Raw genomic sequence first — 24,716 nt, 5'->3', positions numbered from 1 at the left:
ATATAGATCTTCTAAAATTTTTAAAATACAGCAATTATGCCAATACGAATACGATAAAAAGTATAAAATCGAGCAAAAATCAGCTTAACATTGCATTGTTTTTATAACGAATATCAACAAATAATCGTGCCAAAGTCGATGAATTTTCCGCTCCATTGGCCATGATTTTTTTCACATATTTTGATTTCGTCATTTTGGCTACAATCAAGCTCAATTTGGCAACAGGTACCCGATGCCTTCTTTAGACATTTGTGGTATGGAATCAAACAATAACAGCATGCAAAAGACAATTTTCATTACAGGAGCTTCTTCCGGTTTGGGAAAAGCAACTGCCAAACTATTTCAACAGGCGGGTTGGAATGTGATCGCAACCATGCGAAATCCCGAAAATGAAACCGAACTTACCGGAATCGAAAACATCAGGCTACTAAAATTAGATGTTACCGATCCGGCCCAGATCAAAGAAACTGTAGTAAAAGCCATCGCTATAAGTAACATTGATGTCGTTTTCAATAATGCAGGTTATGGGTTAATGGGTGCCTTTGAAACGTTGAGCGACGAAAAAATACTTCGCCAAATCGACACCAATCTGTTGGGGGTACTGCGCGTTACACAAGCCTTTATCCCCCATTTTAGAGCACAGAAAAGCGGTCTATTTATTTCCACCACATCGATTGGTGGTTTTATGGGATTCCCGCTCAATTCCATGTACCATGCGACAAAATTTGCCCTGGAGGGCTGGAGCGAAAGCATGTCCTTTGAACTGAAAAAATTTGGAATAGCCATCAAAACAGTTGCTCCGGGAGGAATAGCGACAGATTTTGCAGGGCGTTCTTTGGATCTAAACCGAACTTCCGACTATCAGGACATTGAAGACAAACTGTTCGAACAAATGGGGCTGATGATGCAAAATGCATCCACGGCCGAGCAAATTGCCCAAGTGGTGTATGAAGCCGCCACGGACAATAAAGATCAGGTACGTTATCTGGCAGGTGAAGATGCACATGCACTCTATGAAAGACGATTGCAAATCGGAAAAGAAGCCTTCAGGCAAGAAATCGCAAAACAATTTGAGTCCTAATTTTTTAAATCAGCAACTGCCTTGCAAGGCAGTTGTTTTTTGTAAATTTGTATAACAAAAACAGCATGCATCGTATCAATTCCATATCCGAATTTCATCGGCAATTGTCCTTGCCGGCCCCATTACATCCGCTCGTCAGTGTAATTGATGTAGCTGGCATAAAGCCCGATGAAAGTGACATCTGGGAGCAGTTCTACGTGAATTTCTATAGTATTTCGCTGAAAAAAGACGTCAGTGCAAAAATAAAATATGGCCAACAGTATTACGATTTCGACAAAGGAACAATGAATTTTATTGCGCCCAGGCAGATTCAATCGTTGACGATGGCCGAAATCAGCAAGATGAATGTCGAATGCGGAAAAGGTTACATGCTGCTATTCCACCCTGATTTTTTGTATACCCACCCCCTAGCCACCAAAATAAAAAACTACAATTTCTTTTCGTATGCGCTTAACGAAGCATTACATCTCTCCGAACGCGAAGAAAAAGACATTATAGAAATTTTTCTTAAAATCGAACAAGAATATGAGCATATAGACAAGCATACCCAAGATATTATTTTGTCGCAAATTGATATGCTCTTGCAATACAGCAACCGTTTCTATGAGCGTCAATTCATTACTCGAAAGGCGGTTAACCATGCGCTGCTGACCCAATTGGAAAAATTGCTGGACGATTATTTCGACAGCGAAGAAACCTTAAAACAGGGGCTTCCGACCGTAGAGTATTTAGCCGAAAGCCTCCATGTATCAGCACGTTATTTAAGCGATTTGCTACGTTCCGTTACCGGCAAAAACACTCAGCAGCACATTCACGACAAGTTAATTGAAGAAGCCAAGGAACAACTCACGGCGACGAGCCTTTCCGTGGCCGAAATTGCCTACAAACTCGGTTTTGAACATCCACAATCGTTCAACAAACTGTTTAAGAAAAAAACCAATGTTTCACCTTTAGCGTTCAGACAGTCGTTTAACTGACAAAACAATATAAAATAAATTTTAGACATACCAGACCGCGGTCATCAGCTTGGTAGGGTCGGTCTTTTCTAACTAAGTTATCCATCAAATGGGTTATTATAAGGATAAGATTGAGCTGAAGATCGTTTGAAACAAATTCAATTTTCGGTTTGTTGTAGGTAGATCTTATCATTTCTGTCAATTTATCAGGTAAAATTTGACAGTTTTGCTGAAAAAAATTCAGTTTTTTAAGCTCGGTACCTTTTTTGTGAGATTTTTAATACAGTCGGCCGACTGATAGATTTAAATTATTGTTATACTTCATTAAAAGGAGGTTACTATGAAACTTGCAAAAAGAAACTGGAACAATTTTTCACTTTTTTCGCCCATGTTTGATAATTTTAACCGTGAGCTTTTAAACTGGGACAACAAAAATTACTCATCAACAAGTACCACCGTTCCTGCGGTCAACATCAAGGAAAACGCAGACAGCTTCGAAGTGGAGGTCGCCGCACCCGGCATGGCCAAAGGCGATTTCAAGGTGACCCTCGACGGCAATCTCTTGACCATATCCTCGGCTAAGGAGGAACAAAACGAAGAGCATAAGGACAACTACACCCGTCGGGAGTTCAGCTACCAATCTTTCCAACGCAGCTTCGAACTTCAAAAGGAGGTTGTCGATCAGGACAATATCCAGGCACACTATGAAAATGGCATGCTCCGATTGACAATACCGAAGAAAGAAGAAGCCAAACAGAAAGAACCGCGGATGATCGAAATATCCTAAAGATCCAAATAGCAAATTTTAATGGTTAGCCTCCCATGGAGGCTAACCTCTTTTTTCAGTCTTTAAAACGAAGATTATGAAAACGTCGAATTACTATATTGAATTACAGATGTACAGCCACGGACATTATATCACTATCGCCAGTTTTGACCAAAAAAGCTGCGAAAAAATTATTCATGAACTTTTTGATGAACTGCGCGGTGCGCCTGAGGCCTCAGACAGCAGACGTCTTCGCATCAATCTTCTCCTGAACGACGCTACAATTCAGCGGACACAATTACGATCCATCCACTGTACACTGGATGAGTTGGCCGAGAACACCAAGATTATCATCAAGAAGACATTCCGCTCGGTAAACTTTGACTGACGGAAGTGCGCTGCAGCATACAACACAAGCTGTCAGCCTATAGACCTTTTAAACACATTTTTTTTACACTATTTTTTTTATTTCAATCTTGATTTTTATCAAATTGATTTTTAATTTGGGTGCGGTTTTTCAAAAAGGTAGCTGATACCCAAACCGACATTTTTTAAAAGCTAATATTCTATTTAAATATAAATTTTAGTTATTGGATCATGTTAACAGAATTACTAATTACAAACACAGACCGACGTTTTTCTTTCAGGCCATTTCTTATCGCACTTATTGTGCTGGCCAACAGTTTCTATCTATCGGGGCAAGCCTTGAAGCCCCTCAAATCTGGTTTCGAAGCGAGGCTTGTCAATATTGAGGCCCCCAGCAACGAACCCTTTCGTTATACGACCACCTTGACCAACGGATCCGCTCAATTGGTTAACTACAGCCTGAATGCCCAGCTTCCCGATGGATGGCAGATTAGCTACCGCGTAGAAGGCTCGCAAGTGACTTCCCTTCAGATGCAGCCCAATAAAGCCCAGGAAATCAACATTGAAATCAGCTGTCCGATCACGGCCAAGCCCGATAAATATAAAATTCCGCTACGGGCCATATCCTCAACCGATACCTTAAAGCTTGAGCTCGAAGCAGTCGTCAAAGGCTCCTTTGCCCTTGAGTTGACCACCCCCAGTGGGCGGCTGAGCGACGAAGTGGTAGCCGGTAGCAGCAAGGAGATTCTACTTAAAGTCAAAAACACGGGCACCCTGCCACTCAATGCCCTGGAACTGACGTCCCAATTACCAAGCCGCTGGGAGGCAAGCTTCGATCCGTCGAACATCAAACAGCTCGAAGCAGGGAAATCTATTGACGTCAAAGTCAACCTAAAAGTTCCCGACAAAACTATTGCCGGTGACTATGCTTCCAAATTTGAGATCAAATCATCCAATAGTAGCGCCGACATTTCATTCCGTATGATTGTGAAAACTTCTTTGCTTTCTGGCTGGATCGGTATGCTTGTCATTGTATTGGCCATTGGTTTGGTGTATTTTCTCATCCGCAAATACGGCCGCAGATAAGGGCGCTACAAAAAGATTATCATGATGAAGGATCCTATCATTCAATTGACAGGCCTGACAAAAAGCTACGGCAAAGTAACCGCTGTAGATCAGTTGGACCTGCACATTTATCCCGGAGAGATCTTTGGCCTGCTCGGCCCCAATGGTGCCGGCAAGACAACCAGCATCCTCATGATGCTGGGCCTGACCGAGCCCACCTCTGGTACAGCCTATGTCTGTGGCCATAATGCTACGCGCAATCCGATCGCCGTGAAACGAAAAGTCGGCTACCTGCCTGACAATGTAGGTTTCTACCCGGATATGACGGCCCTGGAAAACCTAAGCTTTATTGCCAGATTAAATGGTCTCACAGAATCTTATGCACAAGCTTCTGCAAAAGACATGTTACATGTGGTGGGGCTCGAACGGGAAATGCATAAAAAAACGAGCGCTTTTTCCCGCGGTATGAAACAACGTCTAGGCTTGGCCGAAGTGCTGATCAAGGCTCCCGAGGTTGCCATCCTTGATGAGCCTACGCTTGGCATTGATCCCAAGGGTGTTGACGAATTCCTTGAGCTCATCAAGCAGCTCAGCAGGGAGCATAACCTAACGGTACTGCTTTCTTCACACCACCTCCACCAGGTGCAGCGTGTATGCGATCGGGTGGGTATTTTTGTTGGCGGAAAATTACTGGTTGAAGGATCGCTCGAAACCCTTGCCCATAACCTGCAGCAGCAGAAAGGTATCAGTACCGTCATTACCCTTGACCATGCCCAGGGCGATACCAAACGGTTTGAAGAAGCATTAAAGGCCCTGCCCGGACTCCGTGATCTTAAGGTGGACGGCTGTACGATCGAATTAAAAACAGACAGCGATACAACAGCAATGGCTGTACGCCTGCTGGTAAACAATGGCGCCGATATCGTTTCCGTGAGCCGCAACGATTACCAGCTCGACGATATTTATAATACATATTTTGAGAACAGCATAACTACAGATAATGCCTATGAAAAATCCAAGGGTTTCTTCAAAAGATACCAATAAACGGCCATCCTTTCCGATGCAGGTGCTGGTCCGCAAAGAAATTGCGGCACATATCCGCAGCTGGCGTTTTATTATACTGATCCTGCTCATCGTACTGACTTTCGGCGCATCCCTCTACGTTTCATCCATGGGGCTCAAAGACGCTGTCAGCAATATGCGCGATCCTGATCAGTCATTTCTCTATCTCAAGCTACTGACCACAACGGATAATTCCATTCCGCCATTTCATGTTTTTTTAAACTTTCTAGCGCCACTTTTGGGCATAGCCTTGGGTTTTGACGCCGTCAATGCAGAATACAACAACGGTACACTCACTCGTTTGCTGGCGCAGCCAATTTACCGAGACAACCTGCTGTTCGCCAAATTTCTGGCGCCACTGGCCGTGGTAGGCACATTATTTGTTGCGCTGGTCATGCTGATGATCGGTGGCGGTCTCCTCGGTACAGGTGTCCGGATAGAACCCCAGGAGTTGCTGCGTATCTTCGGTTTTACCTTGATCAGTGTGCTCTATGTCGCCTTCTGGCTGAGCCTTTCCATCCTGTTGTCGATCCGCTTTCGCCAGCCGGCCACCTCAGCACTTACCGCGATCGGCATCTGGTTGTTTTTTACGGTATTCTTTCCTATTCTGGTCAATCTGGCAATACGCCCTTTTTTACCTAACCCCAATTATATTTCGGAGCAGGAGTACATCGGCTATAATGAACTCATCTTAAATCTGCTCCGCTTATCACCGAGTCAGCTCTATACCGATGCCACCACTACCCTATTGATGCCCTCGGTACGCAGCTTAGGTCCCATTTCCATGGAACAGATGGTCGGTGCCATCCCCGCACCACTTTCCTTTCGGGAAAGTTTTCTGATGGTGTGGCCACAGGTCAGTAGCCTCTGTGCAGCCATGATGATCTGTTTTGCCTGGTCCTATTACATTTTTATGCGAAGGGAAATCAGAAGTTAAGCGTTTCCACCAAAGCAGCTTGTCAGAACTGCATTCACAAACTGTAAGGCGCACGCTTCCGTGCGCCTTTATTATTTCCTTTTCGCTCGCTCTTTTCGATCATTTCGCAAGCACCCTATTCACGTAGCCTATAGGTGGGGATGGCACAAGCACGCTCGTCAAAGGCTCCAATGCACTGGAGCTGACCGAAGCCAGGGCACAGCCAAAAACGCTACACACATGATGTTGCAATTAAAGTTTTGCTTACTGAAGAAATAAAAGATCAATAGCGTGCGTCTTGCTGCATTAGAATAAAAACACACCAAATAAAAACAAATTATACTGCATTTTGGTATATTTGTATACACTAAATAACAATTAAACTTAACAAATCAGGCTATGAAAATTCTATTGACCGGAGTGACGGGGTATATTGGAAAACGTCTTTTGCCTGTGTTGTTAGAACAGGGACATGAAATTATTTGTTGTGTAAGAGATAAGAATCGTTTTGATACCTCGGCAATCTCGGGGCATGTTCAAGTTGTTGAAGTCGATTTCCTGGATAACGAAAGTCTGAAAGAAATACCACTTGAAATTGATATTGCTTATTTCCTGATCCATTCCATGGCGACGCAGTCTGGTGATTTCCAGCAAATGGAAGCGCAATGCGCGACCAACTTCCGCAACTTTATGGAAAAAACCTGCGCACAACAGATCATTTATCTGAGCGGAATAATTAATTCAGATCACTTATCGAAGCATCTCGACTCGAGAAGAAACGTTGAAAACATCCTGGCCAGCGGGCGGATTCCGATCACCACCTTGCGCGCCGGTATCATCGTTGGCTCGGGAAGCGCATCTTTCGAGATCATTCGGGATCTTGTGGAAAAACTTCCGGTTATGATTACGCCCAAATGGTTGCAGACGAAATGTCAGCCTATCGCCATACGCAACGTGATCGAATTTATGATCGGTGTTATCGCCAACCCGCATACCTTTAACAGAAGCTATGATATCGGCGGTCCGGACATCCTTAGCTATAAAGAGATGCTGCTGCAATATGCTGCCGAACGAAAACTGAGGCGACAGATCTTTGTTATCCCGCTCATGACGCCGCGGCTTTCCTCCTACTGGCTCTATTTTGTTACCTCGACGTCCTATAACCTGGCCAAAAACCTGGTCGATAGCATGAAAGTAGAAGTGATCTGTAAACCCAATAATTTAGCGGACGAACTCAGCATTACGTTGATCAATTACAGGCAATCCATCCAATTAGCATTTCAAAAAATTGAAAGCGACAATGTGGTTTCCAGCTGGAAAGATGCACAGACCAGTCACATTTTATCGGGCGGGCTCAGCAGGCTGCTGGAAGTGCCCAGTTATGGTTGCTTTAAAGATGTCCGCTCGGTTCCCCTCCACAACAGTGAAGCATCATTGACGAAAATCTGGTCCATTGGAGGAAATTCTGGCTGGTATTATGGCAACTGGCTCTGGAAAATCCGTGGATTCATGGATCAATTGGTCGGCGGAGTGGGTATGCGAAGGGGACGAAAAAATAAGAGCGATCTGGCTGCAGGTGATGCACTTGATTTTTGGCGCGTACTGATCGCCGATAAAAAGACAAAACGATTGCTGCTCTATGCCGAAATGAAACTCCCGGGAGAGGCATGGCTAGAATTTAAAATCGAAAATAATATCCTGCTGCAGACCGCGACCTTCAGGCCCCTGGGCCTTGCCGGAAGACTCTACTGGTATGCCGTATGGCCTTTTCATGGCTTCATATTCAGGGGCATGATTAATAGAATTGCTAACACGTAGAAAAGTATTTTTAAACGATGATTTATAATGAACAGGCCATTGCGGCATTTGAAAGAAGATACAGAGCAAATTTTATAAACTCGCTGGGCGGCTTTAAAAGCCTGGTATTGATCGGTACAAAAAACAGAGACGGAAGTGAAAACCTTGCCACGTTCAGTAGTTTGTTCCACCTGGGGGCAGATCCGGCACTCTGTGGCATTATACTTCGGCCGGCGACAGATTTTAGCAGCACCCTGGATAATATCCTGGAGCAGAAATGGTATACGATTAATCATGTCTCACCCGGATTTGTACATGAGGCACACCAATGTAGTGCAAAATATCCTAAAGGTGTTAGCGAATTTGAACAGGTTGGACTAAGCCCTGAATACCTGGAAAATATTCCGGCCCCTTTTGTCCAAGAAAGCAAAATAAAATTCGCCTGCAGCTTTGTTCAGAAAACAGCCATTGAGCTGAACGGTACAACATTGATCATCGGCCAAATAACAACAGCTTTCGTGCCCGATAACTGTTTAAAAGAGGATGGTTATATCGATATCGAAGAAGCCGGGACAGTTACTTCTAGCGGTCTTGACAGCTATCACACCACAAGCCGGATTGAACGATTACCTTATGCGAAGCCTTAAACAACTTTTCGCTAGGATTTTCATAAAGAAAGCACAGAGTTCGGCTTTCTTCAGGACTTCACTTCCCAGCGCGGAAGATAATGTGTTACGCTATAGAATGTATTCTTTATCTTTGGTCTAATGGACATCAAGAAAAAATTTGGTAGTGCCTCATTTGGCGAAGACCTTATCTTACAGGCACTGAGTTGTTCTCCCGAGCCTACATCAATCTATACTGGAACAGAGATGACCATCCAGTTTGCCAATGAGGGCATGCTTTCCCTTTGGGGCAAAGACGCATCCGTTATTGGCAAAGCGCTGATCAGTGCTATTCCGGAACTGGAAGATCAGCCGTTCTTAGCTATTCTGCAAGAGGTTTGGCGTACGGGCAAATCCTATTCCGTGACCGAGGCACCAGCCAGACTCATTAAAAACGGTGTTCCGGTAACTGATTATTTCGATTATGAATACAGAGCCCTATTAGACGAAAACAATAAAACCTGGTGTATTTTAAACACTGCCCGCAACGTTACTTTAAGAAGGCAGCATCAGCAACAGATTCGGGAAAAAGAAAAAAAGGAACAAGGGCTGATGGAGGAAATGGCGGCAACGCTCGAAGAATTGACCGCTACAAATGATGAGCTCAACAGTTCCTTACAACTTCTGGCAGAAAGCCGTGAACAAGTGCGGACAATTATTGAGCAGGCACCTGTTGGCATAGCGATGCTGAAGGGTCCGGAACTTATTATTGATATAGCCAATCCGACAATATTAAAAATCTGGGGCCATCAGTTAGCCGATGTGCAGGGCCTGCCCCACGAAATCGCAAGGCCCGAACTGCAAGGCCAGCCCATGAACCAGTGGCTACGGGAAGCGTTCGAAAAAGGCGAACGTAAAACAAACAATGAACTTTCCATATTGCTGCGTCACAATGACGGGCTGCGGGAGGCTATTGTAAACTCGATCTATCAACCTATTTTTTCAACTGACAACAAAGTCACGGGAATTCTGATTATCCTGGAAGATATTACCGACCAAGTCCTTGAACGGCGGAAAAGTGAAAAAGATCAACACATGCTGTCCATGGCTATTGATGCCGGAGAGCTTGCGACGTTCTATTATGAGCCCAAAAATAATCTGTTCTCCGGAAATGCGCTGTTAAAATCATGGTTTGGTTTAGCCGATAAGGATCAATTGGATTTATCCGCCGCTATCTCTTCCATCGTAGAAGAGGATCGGGAACGTGTAATGGCTGCCATAACTGATGCACTTAGCGAAGAGTCGGACGGCAATTACTTTATTGAATACCGTATCGTCCACGCACAGGACCCGAACGTTAGACTTGTGCAGGCACGTGGCAAAGTATTTTACGATGCCAAGGGAAAAGCAGTAAGTCTGAACGGTACTTTACGGGATATTACCGAACAAAAAGCTGAGGAACAGCGGAAAAATGATTTCATAAGCATCGTTAGCCACGAACTGAAGACACCCTTAACCTCTATAAACGCCTATCTTCAATTGATGCAGCGTCAGGCATTCCTTACAGCAAACACGAGTTATCAAGACATTACGATGAAATCTCTTCGGCAGGTGCAAAATATGAAGAACTTAATCAATGGATTCTTAAACATCTCGCGATTCGACTCCGGCAGAATGATGATAGAAAGAGAAGTGTTTGATCTGAAGGAATTATTTACTGAACTTGAAGATGAATTTAAATTGAGGATCAATTCCCATCAGATTGTTGCTGACCTGACGCAAAGTCTATCCATTGCTGCTGACCCGAATAAGATTTCGCAGGTAATCCAAAATCTTGTGGAAAATGCGGCCAAATATTCGCCGATAGGAACCCAGATTACATTTGGCTATTTGCCAACGGCAAATCAGGATGTAGAGATTTTTGTCAGTGACGAGGGTATGGGGATTGCCGAAGAAGACCGGGATCAGATATTCGAGCGATTTTACAGGGCAGGAAAAGATAGAGTCGGAACAATCTCTGGATTCGGCATAGGCCTTTATCTCTGCCGTGAAATTGTAGAACTGCATAATGGACATATCGCTGTGGAGAGCAACTCGGCCGGAGGAACCACATTTAAGGTGCGGCTTCCCGCCCAGTAATGTAAACATTATAAGTTCTTTTCTTCGTTTCTTCGCAAAACACATACGCGGACATGTTGGTCATTTAATTGCCTTTAAATGACTTTTCTTTTTTTAGATAGGCTTACTTTTGTCGCAAATGTTTCCCGTTCGGGATTTAAGAAGAGCAAGATGAAGAAAGAATCGCGCATCATATCGCTCATTGTAGGTGGCACTTTACTTATGGAGATGCTCGACACCACAGCGATATCGACAGCCTTACCCAAAATGGCACATGATTTTGAGAGTGATGTTGTACACCTCAGTGCAGGTATTACCTCTTACACCGTCATGTTAGCTGTATTTATTCCAATCAGCGGCTGGATTGCCGACCGCTACGGCGCAAAAAAAGTTTTCAATTTGGCGATTATCGGATTTATACTTTCTTCAATCGCATGTGGACTGAGTACCAACCTAACATCTTTCGTCATTGCACGTATTTGCCAGGGTACAGCCGGAGCCCTCATGGTACCGGTGGGACGTCTTATTGTACTCAAGCACACCGAAAAGAAAGATCTGGTTGAAGCGATCGGTTATATTGCCTGGGCTGGGTTATTAGGCCCTATTATCGGCCCAGTGCTGGGTGGATTTTTTACAACCTATTTTAGCTGGCACTGGATTTTCTTTATCAATGTGCCCGTCGGTGTATTTGCGCTGTGGGCAGTGCATCAATTTATTCCAGCGATGGATTCCGAAAATAACCGTCCCCTTGATATTATCGGTTTTTTTATCAGCGGTATCGGTCTTGCCGGAATTATGCTGGGAACTGAAATGATCGGCGCAGCCAAAGGCGATTATACAAAACCACTGGCAACTATTGCGGTGAGCTTTGCGCTGATGGCCGTTTCGATCTGGCACTCCAAACGTATCAAGTATCCGTTGATTGATTATAGTATTCTGAACGTAAAAACCTTCCGGATTACGGTATTTTCAGGCTCCATTACCCGTATGGTGATCAATGTTGCTCCTTTTATATTGCCCCTTATGTTACAGCTGGGTTTTGGACTGAGCCCCTTTCACGCCGGACTCCTCTATATGGCCAACATGTTTGGTAGCATGAGCATGAAACCCGTAGCCATGTGGATAACACGCAGATTTGACTTCCGCAAGGTCCTGATCGGCAACGGTATTATTTTAACACTCGTAACCGCCGGACTCTCCCTGCTTTCCATACAAACGCCGATCTGGCTGGTGGCAATTGTATTCTTTTTCTCGGGCCTTACACGCTCGCTCCAATTTACCAGCCTAAATACCCTGGCTTACGCAGACGTGCCCAATGAACAGATGAGCAATGCAAATACGCTGTACAATACGGCACAACAAATGGCACTTGGTATGGGTATCGCCCTAGGCGCAGTGACACTACACCTGGCAAGCAGTTATTATCAGGATACGGTTTATCAGATGCGGGATTTTAGCTTGGCCTTGCAGTTAATTGCTGGCTTATCACTCCTATCCTTAATCGAGTATTTCAAAATTAAACCAAGCGACGGAGCCAATTTAAGGGGTATATCCTTAAAGAAAGAAGTGCAGAACGCCACTTAGTTTTTTAAATATTTGGTAGGCTTTTCGGTATTAGATAGGCTTTTGGGATTGTAGCCAAACTGCTTTTTAAACGCATGGGAAAAATGCGACAGATCTTCGAAGCCCAGATCAACAAAGATGTCCGAAGCAGACCGCTTTTCTTCCTTTAGGAGATAATGTGCTTCATCCAGTCTTTTTTTCAAAATCCATTGGTGCGGCGAGGTTTGGAAAACCTTTTCAAAATCGCGCTTAAAGGTGGCAAGGCTCCTGCCTGTGAGACGGGCAAAACGCTCTAAATTGACGTTATACCTGTAGTTCTGATTCATAAAGGCTTCAAGGTCTATTTTATGCGGTTCAGAAAAATCAAACAGGATATTTTTGAGCGCTGGTTTCGTTTGCAGGAGGATCAGCAGAAGTTCCTTGATTTTCAGGTCGGTGAGTGATTTATTATTCAAATTGCTTTGGAGAAGGGCCTTCAGCGACACGATAAAATTTTCAAGAACCGCATTGACATCAATTTTAACCAGCGCTTCTGTTACGGTTGAATGTTCTGCTTTCAGCTCATACTCATGCGCAAAATTCTTTAGCGTTTCGTCACTCAGGTAGATATTCAGACTTTCACAGGCCCCGTTTGGTGGCGGAATCTTTGCAAATTTCACCAGCTGGTTTTTTCGGATGAGATGAAAATCGCCCGGATGCGCAGTATGCTGGTCTTTATTGTCGGACAACATAAAACTTCCCGACAGCTGATATGAAATCGTATGCTGAGCCACAAAATTTTCCCCTTTTCTGCTCACCTGGTGGTAACAGGAATAGACAATATCGGAATTTTCCATCATAAAATTAGCGATCAAGACAAAGCGCCGCCCACACGACAACGCTTGTCAAATGTATAAAAAAATTAGCTTAGCACAGCTTTGATTTCAAGGTAAGGTTGCAAACCATATACACCATATTCCCGTCCAATACCCGACTGCTTGAATCCGCCAAACGGAACCATGGGGTCGTGACTGAATCCATTGATACAGATCCGCCCGGCATCGATTTCTGCAGCCACACGTTTGGCCCTTTCGCTATCCGCCGATGAGATGTAGGCCGCTAGTCCATAAGGCGTATCATTGGCAATTTCTATGGCTTCCGCTTCGGTTTGATAGGGAATAATACACAGAACGGGACCAAAAATTTCTTCCCGCGCAATGGTCATCGCATTGCTGACATTTGTAAAAATGGTGGCTTTCACAAAGTTGCCCTCTTCCAGACCTTCAGGTTTTCCCAATCCGCCGGTCAATAAGGTTGCCCCTTCCTCGATACCCGTTTTAATATACTGCTGTACGCGATCAAACTGCTTCACACTTACCATCGGTCCGATGTTGGTATCGGCATTTTGTGGCAGACCGACAACCATACTTTCCGCAGTGGCCTTGGCTAAGGCATTTACCCGATCGAGCTTATGCTGTGGCACCAGGAGTCTTGTCGGCGCTATACAGGCCTGACCGCTGTTCATATAAGCGCCGTATACGGCCATCGGAATTGCTTTATCGAAGTCTGCATCATCCAGTATAATATTGGGCGATTTTCCACCCAGTTCGAGCGTGATCCGTTTCATGGTATCTACCGCTCGTTTGGCGATGGATTTTCCTACGGCTGTAGAACCTGTAAACGAAATTTTGGCAATTCCGGGATTCTCGGTAAGTTCGGTGCCCACTACATTTCCGAGACCCGTTACCACATTGATTACACCTTTTGGTAAACCGGCTTCGTGAAAAGCTTCCATCAGCACATTCGTCTGCAAAGCACTCATTTCACTGGGTTTGACCACTACGGTACATCCTGCTGCGATTGCGGTAGCGACTTTACTGGCCACCGAACTGTTGCTGGCGTTCCAGGGCGTAATGATAGCGACAACACCGACAGGCTGAAATCGTACCGAGGCGGCGTTAATTGTCCGTTCAAATTCAAAACTGCTGAGCACTTCGATCATGCTGTCAAACCAGGCTCCGGTATGCGCGTTGCTCATGCTGACAAATTGATGCGTTCCGCCGTATTCTTCGATCATCGTATCGATAAAATCCTGCTTTCTCTTCTCAATCGCGGTTTTCAGTTTTGTCAAATAGCCGATACGTTCCGAAACGGTGGATTTTGAAAATGTCCGGAAGGCAGCTTTAGCCGCTGCAATGGCATTTTTTGTGTCGGTTACATCGGCTAAAGTGACTTGACCGATCTTTTGATTCGTAGACGGATTGATGAGCTCATAAATTTCCGTTCCGTGTGGGCTTACAAATTCCCCGTTGACATAAATCCTATTAACTGTTTTCATTTTGTTCCTATTTATAAAGCAAATTTAGCCGTACCATTTCAACCTAACTTGGCAAAAAAGCTCAATTATACTTTGCAAAAAAGCTCAGGTCCTACAAAAGGAGTATGGCTAGCCCTATTCAGTTCTGATTTTGGTAAACTATTGGATAAAATGTAAGCAATGAAAGGCCCCAAAGGACCTTTCATACTTTATGGAGATAATAGATGTTTACTTATTTTTCCAAAGGTAGCTTGACCCCCTCTTTGATTTCGTCATTGGCATGCAGCAAGATCTGATCACTGCTGTTTAGCTTTCCAAAAACTTCGGTAGAATCATGCGTGGATACCCCTTCTTTGATATCCACAAAATGTGTCTTGCCATCTATGAGCTGGATCACATACTGCCTTTCTGTAGAACGCACGATACTATTGGAAGGTACCAATAACGAATTGGCTCCGGCAGACAATGGAATATCGACCTCACAGTATAAACCAGGTTTGAGCTTATTATCCGAGTTGGCCACATCGACCTCTATTGCTTCAGACTGCATGGCGCCCAAGGAATTCGCTGAACGGGCTATCATCCCTTCAAACACCTTATTCGGGGTATTATTAAAACGATATGCAACCTTTTTCGAGAGGTCTACTTTATCGACATAGGTCTCGGGGATCTGCACTTCCAACCGTAATTTATTGAGATCCTGCAGGATCAACAGAGGTTGATCATTGCCTTTCCCCGGTCCGACCAGTGCTCCTTCGGAGACATTACGCTGTACAATCACACCATTGAATGGCGCTTTGATGTTCAGGTAAGATTGCAACATTTCAACTTCTTCCACATTTGCTTTTTCCGACATGGCGACTGCTTCGTCGGCTTTCATCTTCGAGAGGGCATTGTCTAGATCAAGTGGGGATACTGCGCCTTCCTCCTGTGCGGCATTTTTGAGTCTTTTATATTTATCTTTACTCGCAGAAGCGGTCTCCTGTGCCTGTACAAAACGTGAATGTGCGGCCTGTACCGCAGCGAGCATTTCTGGCGCCTCCAGCTGCATCAGCAGCTGCCCCTTTTTAACAACAGCCCCTCTGTCCACAAAGATATGCTTAACAAAGCTATTCATCTTGGCATAGATATTTACCTCATTAAAGGGTTTGAGCTTACCGGGTAAACGCACACTGCTGGACATGACTTTCTCTTGTATGACTGTTGTCTGATAGGTACTGGCCTTAGCCGGATTTTTTGGCGTCAGGTCAATCGGCTTTTCGGTTTGACCGCAAGCGGAAAGTAAGCCTGTCAGTAGTAGTAAATAGCCTATTTTTTTCATCCGTTTTATTTTCTTATTCATTACTCAATTGTGTCATTAAGGCATCACTGCCATTGGCGATTTTATCTTTAAATACGATTCTCTTCCTGCATAGCAACTTCCATCTTTATCGCCCTAGTTTATACTGCTGGGTTTAAATTCTGAAAGAACACTACATTTTTTTTAGTTAACACTATACTTGTCTTTTTCCACCAGTAACTTTTGATGATCGGGCTTGTCCTGCGGCAATAGTGATTCGGAATCGAACGTGGATTTTTCCTTCATCCACACAAACAGGAGCGGCAGGATAAAAAGAGCAGCAAAAGTGGAGGCAAACAGACCGCCGATCACGGCCCGGCCCAATGGTGCCGCCTGCTCACCCGTCTCCCCCATTCCCATGGCCATAGGAATCATTCCGGCAATCATTGCCATACTGGTCATCAGGATCGGACGTAGCCGCGTTGTCGCGCTGGCCAGCGCCGCCGTCCTTGCATTACGGAAATCCAATCGCAGTGCTTCCGCATTGGACACGATCAAAATAGCGTTGGCTACGGAGACACCAGTAGACATAATCATACCCATGTAGGATTGCAGATTGAGCGTCGACCCTGTGAGCAATAGCATCGCCAAGGATCCAAGGATCACCGCAGGAATAGTCACCAATGCGGTCAGCGAAAGCTTCACACTCTGATAATTCGCTGCCAGTAGTAGAAATATAACAACAACTGCACAGGCAAGCCCCAACTGCAAACTACCCATGGTATCAAGCAATAGTGTCGACATCCCTTTCATTTCCACCACAACACCACGCGGTGGAGCCGGGAGTTCACGAATAGCCTGTTGCACATCCGTTGTTGCCGTTCCCAGGTCTTTCTTATGGATATTTGCCATCACGGTCAAATACCGCCTAGGCCCCTGCCGGTCATACTCACCTGGTAGATACTGTGTATTAAAAGTGGCTATATCGCCCAAGGTCGGTGTGAGCTGCCCTTTCACCAGTGGAATTTCGCGCAGCTCGTCCATTGTATTCATCACATATTCAGGTACCTGCACCTGTACCTGATAAGTATAGGTATTGTTTTCATCGAGCCACTGGATCTTCTGCGTAAACCTGCTCGAGGAAGTGCTGGCCGTTACCGATCGTGCAATATCATCCATCTGCAGACCAAGCTGGGAGGCTTTGAGCCGGTCGATGGCAATGGAAATGGTTGGCAGCCGCAGCGGTTGTGCGATCTGCACATCACGCAGATAGCCGATGTGGCGCAATGCGCTGACAACCTGATCGGCATAGACCTTCAGTTCGTCCATTTTCTTTCCGGCTATGCGCACCTCGATCGGTGTTGCAGCCCCCTGGCTCATAATCTTTTCGGTCATATCGATAGGCTCAAAATTCAGGCGCAATTTGGGCAGTTTATAATGGATATTTCGTCGTAAAACATCTTTGAGTTCATCCATATTGACATGATAGTCTGCATTGAGGTTCACCTGGATAACGGCTTCATGCGTTCCGGTATTGAATACATAGAGGTTGCTGACTCCATAGCTGCTGGGCACCAGACCAACATAGGCCGAACTGATGGCGACCTGATGGTTCACCGTACTATCGATTACCTGCAGCACCTGTTTGACGGACTCTTCGGTACGCTCCAGCCGGGTTCCATCGGGCTCCTTGATCCTGACCTGAAACTGCCCATTGTTTACTTTTGGCATCATATCCTTGCCGATATACACAAATGCCGCAGCAGCAAGCACCAGCGTCAGCAGCAGATAACCGATGATGACTTTGCCCTTATGGCGCATGGAGCGGTATAGGTTGAAGCGATAACGCTTTTTGAACTTATCGAAAAAGCCCGGCGAGTCGGACTTAAAATGACCGATATGATGTTCTTTGAGCAGCCAGTTGGATAAAATAGGCACCAAGGTCTGCGCCATAAAGTACGAAGCGATCATCGTCAATCCAATGGATAAAGAAAGGGGCAGAAACATCGCCCGGGGAATTCCCGTCATCATAAAAGAAGGTGCAAATACGGCCAAAATACAGAACAGGATCAAAAGCAGCGGCACGGCAATCTCCTGACAGGCATTGTAGATCGCCTTACGTTTGTGCGTACCCTGTTCCTGATGCTGGTGTATGCTTTCGATGGTCACCGTGGCCTGATCCACGAGGATACCGATGGCCAGGGCCAAACCACTCAAGGTCATGATGTTGATGGTCTGGCCAAACAATGTCAGTAGCAGGACGCCGATCAGAATGGACACCGGTATGGTTACGATTACGATCAGGCTGCTCCGCCAGTCGCGCAGAAACAGAAGAACCATGAGACCGGTAAGCAAAGCGCCGAGCCCCCCTTCGTGCAAAAGGCTCTGCACCGAATTCATAACCGCTACTGATTGGTCAAATTCATAAGACACTTTCACATCCTCGGGCAGCAGATTCTGGATTTCCGGCAGCTTGGCCTTGAGGTTGCTGACCACTGCCCAGGTGGACGCATCCGATGTCTTAACAGCAGGGATATAAACAGAGCGCCGGCCATTGATCAGTGCATAACTTACCGTCACGTCCGAGGCGTCCGATACGCGTGCGACATCTTTGATATAAATCGGAATTCCATTTTTTGTCAGAATAGGGATATCCGCAAAATCTGCGACATTCTTGATCAGTGAATTGATGGTTGTCACATACATCGTGTTGTTGAGGTGCAGGTTACCGGATGGTGACATCACGTTAAATTTCGACAATGCCATCACCACCTCGTCGGCGGTCAGGTTGTAGCTCCGCAGTTTATTGGGGTCAACATTGACCGTAATCGTCCTGGAGTTTGCGCCAAAGGGTGGCGGTGCAGAGAGACCCGGTACTGCAGAAAACATGGGCCGCACCAGGGTACTTGCCATATCGTAGATCTCCTTGAGGCTTCTTGTCTTCGAAGATAGCACCAGTTGCCCCACCGGTAAGGAGGAAGCGTCAAAACGGACCACCTGTGGCGGCAGCGCCCCTGGCGGAAAAAACTTCATGGCGCGGTTTACCTGCAGTGCTACCTGCGCTGAGGCTTCGGCCATATCGGTATTTTCGTAAAAACTAAGTTTCAGGAGCGTAAGTCCCTGAATATTTTTGGCGGATATATTCTTGATTCCATTGACATAGAGAAACTGATCCTGCATCCGGGAGGAGAAAAAACCTTCCATCTGCTGGGGAGACATCCCGCCGTAAGATTCAATAACGTAAATGGTCGGTGAATTGAGCTGCGGAAAGATATCAATCGGTATTTTCAGTACAGCGAGTACCGAAAAGAGCAGTAGGCTCAGGGTGATGATCACTGTGGTAATCGGCCTTCGTAAAGCAGCTGTGACTAGTGACATAAGTAATTAGTTAAAAAGTTGAAGAAAGCCATCGACATTGTTCTGTGCCACCACCTGGTGGAACAATGCCAGATAATAATTATACTTGGCGGTGATGTAATCGCGCTCTGCCTGATTGAGCATGTTCTGGGCAACATTGACCTCCACAATATCGATGAGACCATTTTTATATAGGGAAAACTTCTGGCGGTAGGCGGCATTTGCAGCTTTGGTCTGACGCGGAATTTCCTTCAGACGTCTTTCTGCAGTCGCCACTTCAGTGGTAGACTGTGCAATATTCATGGCGATGTTGGCCTGTTGTTCCTGTAGCTTTTGACCAGCCTCGTCCACCATGAGGCGTTGCGTATTGAGTTTTACCTTTTTGCGGCGCAGATCAAACAGGTTGTAGTTGATTCCTAGACCAACAAGGTAGTTAGCGCGTTGTAGCCCAAAGCCATCGGCGAGCGAACCATAACTATTGTCGCTATGCACACTGGATGCCCTGCCCCATACAGCCCCCGAGAGAAACAGCTTGGGACGGTAACTGTTGGCAACCAGCTTTTCTTCCATCTTCGTTTTGTCGAACAATGCATTATAATAGGCTACCATAGGATGCTGACGGCCGCCATCGAGTTCAATTGGCGCGTTCTTTACCTGTTCGAAAAGAATCTTTTCCGCTGTGGTATCCGCTACAATCTGCGCTGGGGTCATACCCGCTAGCGTAGCCAGTTGAATTTGTAATTGCTGTTGCTGGTTATCCAGTTCAATGAGACCAAGTTGGCTACGCGATATTTCAGCATCGGCCATACTGGTATCCACGCCTGCCCGGATACCACTTTTAACCAGCGCAAAGATTGATTGCCGTATTTCCTGATTACGGGCTATACTGCGCGACTGGATACCGATGAGGTCATGCAATTTCAATAGCTGCAGATAACTATAAATCGTGAAGGACTGTAAGTCATACTTCGACTGTTCAAAACGACGGTTCTCCAAGGTCACCTCCGCCTGCGCAAGTTGGTCCTGGGCATTGAATTGACCAAAATTATAGACCTCCCACTGAAAAGCAGCAATGCCAAGATTGCTGCTCACAGCCTGGTAGTTATTATTGGGACGTATACCACCATTATTGGTCGGCACGAGACCAAATCCGAAGTAAGGCCCCGGCACATTATTATTGGAGCCGACGTCTGCCTGATACGACAGCTGTAGGCTCGGCAGACGGTTGTTTTTGACTTCTGCGGCGCGCGCCTGCTGCACCTGTGTACGTACATAGTCGGTGCGTAAGGATGGCGCATGCTGCGTTACCGAAGACAGCAGCTGGTTGAGTTTGATAGGCACATGACTCTCCTGTCCATAGCTAAAGAAGCTACAGCAGAGCAGCACATGCCCCATAAGGACAAGTTTCTGAAACATATAAAAAGCTTATTTTAAAATAGATGAATGTTTGCAGCTCCATTGGAGCCACTTCATACGATTAAAATGGCTTTTTTATCATAAAGTCAGCTGAAGATGACGGAGGTATAGCCGTTGGAGCGGCAATAATGCCTTAGACAGGAAGTTTCCAACTGTAAAGGTGCCGGCATCTGGAAAGAAGGTGTTAAAAAAATGAGTAATAAAAAACGCCTTTACTTTGGCGGTAAAGTGACGAAGCGGCGAGAGCGTCAGACAGGCGCTATCCTTTACATCAACCCAATCCAGGTACTCCTGTTTTCGTTTACTAAAGGCCTTGATAACGGTGATAAACTCATTCTCGCCCTGTGTCTTTGCCTGATGATACAATGAAAATCCGATCAAAGGCTTCACGATCAGCAGCATCGCGCTTACCAGTAAGAGAAATTGAAAGATGACCCGTCTTAACATAGGTTGTATGATATCTAAAGCACAGCATTTTGATCTGCGTACATTACAAATATAGACAATGACGCAGTAGCCTAATGTAACATTGACGTAACGAAAGCTTTTGTAAACATCATGTTGCAATTACTTGCTCCATACAAATGTTAGAGCCATAATAAATGCTTATAAAATATCAATTAACCCGGGCGGACATAATTTATCCACTAAAAATTCAAGTTCATCCAGTTCAAATGGTTTTGCCAAGAAAGCGTCGGCTCCACAATCAGCAGCTATCGCTTTACCTTGAAGGCTCGCCGACATCATAATCACTTTTATTGAGCTGTATTTTTGGGATGCCTTAAGTTGCCGTACAATCTCGTCGCCGGTCAGCGATGGCATCTGTAGATCCACAATCAACAGGTCAGGTTGCTTTTCGTCTATCGTAGACATGAGTCTCGGACTATGGGCAACGGGTATGACCTCCTGGTTTTCGTTCGCTAATGCGAGCTCTAGTACATCTAATATTAGTGTATCATCCTCGCAAATAATTATTTTCCTCTTCATGATCTATGTTGGCTCAATTTACCGTTGTTTTTAATATGACTTTGATAGGCCATCACCCAATAACTCCTATTCTCTCTTTCAACTATGGCCTATTAACGCAAAATAGGTAATTTATTAAAGAATATGGTCAAACAATCCAACGTATTACACAATGCTAATACAATTTAGCTCGATCAGCTTTTACAACTCGTCCTGTACTTTGAATATTCGCTATTTTTTTCATTATTAAAGAGTAACAGTTTTTTTCTTATTTAGTACAATTTAAGTTTTATATTATTACGTATATTTCATTGAAAAATTAAAAGCGGACTACATGCAGTAGCCCGCTTTTTGAAATAATCAATTTTAACGTAAGATCAGGTAAATAACACCATTCAAACTGTTATAGTTTTGATTATTTTATGACCACATAAAGAATGAGTTCCAATTTTTACATTTTCCTCATTGCGGCATTTACTACTGCGGGGGTTATCATACGGCCATTTAAGATCCAGGAAGCCATGTGGGCTGCTGTTGGTGCCATCCTGTTAATCCTCTTTGGACTGATCTCATTCCAAGCCGCCTGGACAGGTATCGGCAAGGGTCTTGATGTTTACCTATTTTTGATAGGGATGATGAGTTTGGCGGAGTCGGCGCGACGCGAAGGTCTGTTTGATTGGCTTGCCTCCCATGCCATCAAACTTTCCGCGGGTTCGACGACGAAACTTTTTGTGCTTATTTACCTGGTCGGGATCGTCGTTACAATCTTTATGTCTAATGATGCGACGGCAGTTGTGCTTACGCCAGCTGTAGCTTTGGCAGCATCAAAGGCAAAAGTGAAAAATCCGTTGCCCTACCTACTCATCTGCGCATTTATTGCCAATGCAGCATCCTTCGTACTACCTATATCCAACCCCGCCAATCTGGTGATCTATGGCGATCATATGCCATCCTTGGCGAGCTGGCTTGCACGATATACGCTACCGTCCATACTTTCCATCGGAGTCACCTTTCTGATACTCTATTTGACCCAAAAGAATAACTTAGCTCTTACTTTGCGGTCTGATATTGTTATAGAACAACTTGCTCGTGGCGGTAAGATGGCACTGGCGGGCATTGTCTTTACTTCATTGCTGTTAATGCTGGCCTCGGCTAAAAAATGGAATCTCGGGTATCCAACCGTTATTGCCGGTGTCAGCACCGCATTATTGGTGTCCCTCGCTGAAAGAAAAAATCCAATTGCGTTTTTCCGTCATATTTCATGGTCTGTCATCCCGCTAGTAGCCGGACTGTTTGTACTGGTTGAAGCTGTACAACAAACAGGTTTGATCGGTATGCTGGCGCAACACCTGTCTGCCAGTGCAGAAGAGGCACCGGGAAAAACAAGCTGGTTGGCAGGAATCATTATAGGCGTCGGCAGCAATGTGATCAACAACCTACCCGCCGGTCTGATTGCTGGTACTGCGCTATCTCAGATCCAGCTGCCCGATATGGTTAGGGGCGCCGTACTGATCGGTGTGGATCTGGGTCCGAATCTGTCCATCACGGGATCGTTAGCAACAATCTTATGGCTCAATGAACTCAGGCGCCATGGTTACACTATCAGCGCATGGAGGTTCCTCAAATTGGGACTGGTTATTATGATACCTGCCCTGCTAGCCGCTTTACTTGCCCTATTAATTTAAATGATTAACGTTTTTATTTAATGGAAGGGTAAAAGAGATATCGGTGCCTGGCCCCTCTTTATCGAGCACATGGATCTGACCACCATGGCGCAATATGATATCGGCGCAGAGAAACAGCCCGATACCGAAACCTTCAATATGGCTGTGACCTTTGGAGCGATAAAATTTCTCAAATACTTTTTTTCTATCCTCAGGTTTTATTCCTATACCAAGGTCGCTAATCAATACGGATATTTCATGCTGATCTGTTGTCATCGTAATGTGTATGGGTGATTTTTTATCACTGTATTTAATGGCATTATTGATCAGGTTGGTAATCACCTGTCCGATACGATAACCATCCGCTTCCAAAAATACGGTATCGTCGGGCAGATGTAAGTGCAGATCACTCTCGGGAAATATGAGCGCAGCATTATGACTTATTTCAAGGATAAGCTGGGTCAAATCTATCGTAGATCTATCGAGTTCGATTCCTTTAGCCATTACCATCACGGGGGCTACCATCTCATTGAGGAGACGATTAATACGGTCAGTGGCTTTGAGTGCATTTTCTACGAGTTTATTTGACAAAGCATTTTCTTGCGCTGTCAACTGCCTGTTCAGAAGCTGCAGGGTTCCTTTGACGGATGATAGCGGTGTCTTAATTTCATGCATGGCGATGCTCAACATTTCATCGCGCAAAATTTCAAGTTCCTTTTTCTCTGTAATATCAAGCGTTGTGCCCGAAATTATCTGTGGGCAGCCGTTCTCGTCATAAGTAACCGATCCACGTGCCTCAATCCAATGGATGCTATCATCACCATATCTTACACGATACTGTGCAATATAGGGTATGTGCTGCTCAATAGCCCTTGCGACACTCGCTTGCATCGCTTCCCGATCTTCATCCACAATACAGCCCAGCATATCACTATAGCTAAATTCCATTGCTGTATCCCACCCAAAATTTCTTTTGCATTGATCAGTACAGGACATGTAATTTTTTTCCAATAGGCTAACTTCCCAGAAACCCATACGAGCCTGTGCGAGCGCCTGCGCGAGATGTTTTTGGGATACCGTAAAGGTAGAATCCGCACCATGCAAGTTAATCATATAATTGATAGGTTTTAAAAGTACTTCTCAACTATGCAAAGGTACGTATTATAATAATATTAGCATTATTAATTTCACTCCTTATGATATCCTATGAATTTTGGGAATTTAACTGATTTTAGTCAGCAAAAGATGTGTGTTATAAGGAGGCTGAATCCCCCCATTCAGCCATCCTTAACAATCAGCAGAAACGAAATTCTGTCTTATTAGCTAGAACAGCTTGAAATTGAGATCGTTTGACTTAAAATGAAAATACGGACATCTAGTCATTGCAGTATTTTAAAGCACATAGCCCGAAAGCGACTTAATACACACTGATGAATAATTGCT

General features: G+C 45.0%; 20 protein-coding genes. 12 read left to right on the top strand and 8 right to left on the bottom strand.

What is annotated here, in order from left to right; genetic code table 11:
• Positions 1 to 256: 256 nt before the first annotated feature.
• From OK025_RS21015 to OK025_RS20965, 11 genes are all read left to right on the top strand, one after another.
• The gene (locus OK025_RS21015; RefSeq protein ID WP_317666681.1) at positions 257 to 1,081 is read left to right on the top strand and encodes an SDR family oxidoreductase; all 825 of its coding nucleotides are present in this window, start codon (positions 257 to 259) and stop codon (positions 1,079 to 1,081) included.
• Positions 1,082 to 1,146: 65 nt separating this feature from the next.
• A complete protein-coding gene (locus OK025_RS21010) occupies positions 1,147 to 2,058 on the top strand; it encodes a helix-turn-helix domain-containing protein (protein WP_317666680.1) in 912 nt (303 codons plus the stop codon).
• A 319-nt stretch (positions 2,059 to 2,377) separates the two neighbouring features.
• Entirely contained in the window at positions 2,378 to 2,824 is a 447-nt protein-coding gene (locus OK025_RS21005) for an Hsp20/alpha crystallin family protein (protein ID WP_075992936.1), read from the top strand.
• Between the two features lie 76 nt (positions 2,825 to 2,900).
• Positions 2,901 to 3,191: a hypothetical protein gene (locus tag OK025_RS21000; protein ID WP_317666679.1), complete on the top strand. Its 291-nt coding sequence runs from the start codon at positions 2,901 to 2,903 to the stop codon at positions 3,189 to 3,191.
• A 209-nt stretch (positions 3,192 to 3,400) separates the two neighbouring features.
• Positions 3,401 to 4,255, top strand: a complete 855-nt coding sequence (locus OK025_RS20995; RefSeq protein WP_317666678.1) for an NEW3 domain-containing protein — start codon at positions 3,401 to 3,403, stop codon at positions 4,253 to 4,255.
• Positions 4,256 to 4,276: 21 nt separating this feature from the next.
• Complete coding sequence (locus OK025_RS20990) at positions 4,277 to 5,278, top strand: ABC transporter ATP-binding protein (protein WP_317666677.1); 1,002 nt, start codon at positions 4,277 to 4,279, stop codon at positions 5,276 to 5,278.
• Positions 5,241 to 6,233, top strand: coding sequence for an ABC transporter permease (locus OK025_RS20985; protein ID WP_317666676.1), 993 nt, complete (start codon positions 5,241 to 5,243; stop codon positions 6,231 to 6,233). Before OK025_RS20990 ends, OK025_RS20985 begins: the two co-directional genes overlap by 38 nt.
• A 378-nt stretch (positions 6,234 to 6,611) precedes the next feature.
• Positions 6,612 to 8,030: an SDR family oxidoreductase gene (locus OK025_RS20980; RefSeq protein ID WP_317666675.1), complete on the top strand. Its 1,419-nt coding sequence runs from the start codon at positions 6,612 to 6,614 to the stop codon at positions 8,028 to 8,030.
• Positions 8,031 to 8,047: 17 nt separating this feature from the next.
• Positions 8,048 to 8,656, top strand: coding sequence for a flavin reductase family protein (locus OK025_RS20975; protein ID WP_317666674.1), 609 nt, complete (start codon positions 8,048 to 8,050; stop codon positions 8,654 to 8,656).
• A gap of 120 nt (positions 8,657 to 8,776) precedes the next feature.
• Positions 8,777 to 10,753: an ATP-binding protein gene (locus OK025_RS20970; protein ID WP_317666673.1), complete on the top strand. Its 1,977-nt coding sequence runs from the start codon at positions 8,777 to 8,779 to the stop codon at positions 10,751 to 10,753.
• A gap of 78 nt (positions 10,754 to 10,831) precedes the next feature.
• The gene (locus OK025_RS20965; protein WP_317666672.1) at positions 10,832 to 12,316 is read left to right on the top strand and encodes a DHA2 family efflux MFS transporter permease subunit; all 1,485 of its coding nucleotides are present in this window, start codon (positions 10,832 to 10,834) and stop codon (positions 12,314 to 12,316) included.
• Here the strand turns inward: OK025_RS20965 and OK025_RS20960 are convergent.
• The 7 genes from OK025_RS20960 to OK025_RS20930 form a co-directional block, all read right to left on the bottom strand.
• Positions 12,313 to 13,134 carry an AraC family transcriptional regulator gene (locus OK025_RS20960; protein ID WP_317666671.1) on the bottom strand — a complete coding sequence of 274 codons (822 nt, stop codon included), beginning with the start codon at positions 13,132 to 13,134 and terminating at the stop codon, positions 12,313 to 12,315. The genes OK025_RS20965 and OK025_RS20960 overlap by 4 nt on opposite strands.
• 62 nt (positions 13,135 to 13,196) lie before the next feature.
• Positions 13,197 to 14,612 carry an aldehyde dehydrogenase family protein gene (locus tag OK025_RS20955; RefSeq protein WP_317666670.1) on the bottom strand — a complete coding sequence of 472 codons (1,416 nt, stop codon included), beginning with the start codon at positions 14,610 to 14,612 and terminating at the stop codon, positions 13,197 to 13,199.
• A gap of 211 nt (positions 14,613 to 14,823) precedes the next feature.
• Positions 14,824 to 15,912 carry an efflux RND transporter periplasmic adaptor subunit gene (locus tag OK025_RS20950; RefSeq protein WP_317666669.1) on the bottom strand — a complete coding sequence of 363 codons (1,089 nt, stop codon included), beginning with the start codon at positions 15,910 to 15,912 and terminating at the stop codon, positions 14,824 to 14,826.
• A gap of 162 nt (positions 15,913 to 16,074) precedes the next feature.
• The gene (locus OK025_RS20945) at positions 16,075 to 19,248 is read right to left on the bottom strand and encodes an efflux RND transporter permease subunit (protein WP_317666668.1); all 3,174 of its coding nucleotides are present in this window, start codon (positions 19,246 to 19,248) and stop codon (positions 16,075 to 16,077) included.
• 6 nt (positions 19,249 to 19,254) lie between these two features.
• The gene (locus OK025_RS20940) at positions 19,255 to 20,643 is read right to left on the bottom strand and encodes a TolC family protein (RefSeq protein WP_317666667.1); all 1,389 of its coding nucleotides are present in this window, start codon (positions 20,641 to 20,643) and stop codon (positions 19,255 to 19,257) included.
• A gap of 78 nt (positions 20,644 to 20,721) precedes the next feature.
• Positions 20,722 to 21,090, bottom strand: a complete 369-nt coding sequence (locus OK025_RS20935) for a hypothetical protein (protein WP_317666666.1) — start codon at positions 21,088 to 21,090, stop codon at positions 20,722 to 20,724.
• Between the two features lie 159 nt (positions 21,091 to 21,249).
• A complete protein-coding gene (locus OK025_RS20930; protein WP_317666665.1) occupies positions 21,250 to 21,630 on the bottom strand; it encodes a PleD family two-component system response regulator in 381 nt (126 codons plus the stop codon).
• 416 nt (positions 21,631 to 22,046) lie between these two features.
• Here OK025_RS20930 and OK025_RS20925 point away from each other — a divergent pair, with 416 nt between their 5' ends.
• Complete coding sequence (locus tag OK025_RS20925) at positions 22,047 to 23,294, top strand: arsenic transporter (protein ID WP_317666664.1); 1,248 nt, start codon at positions 22,047 to 22,049, stop codon at positions 23,292 to 23,294.
• Here OK025_RS20925 and OK025_RS20920 read toward each other — a convergent pair.
• Entirely contained in the window at positions 23,286 to 24,386 is a 1,101-nt protein-coding gene (locus tag OK025_RS20920) for a PAS domain-containing sensor histidine kinase (protein WP_317666663.1), read from the bottom strand. The genes OK025_RS20925 and OK025_RS20920 overlap by 9 nt on opposite strands.
• Positions 24,387 to 24,716 lie beyond the last annotated feature (330 nt).

This window comes from Sphingobacterium sp. UGAL515B_05, assembly GCF_033097525.1.
GTDB lineage: Bacteria > Bacteroidota > Bacteroidia > Sphingobacteriales > Sphingobacteriaceae > Sphingobacterium.
This window is presented reverse-complemented; position numbering and strand designations above follow the sequence as displayed.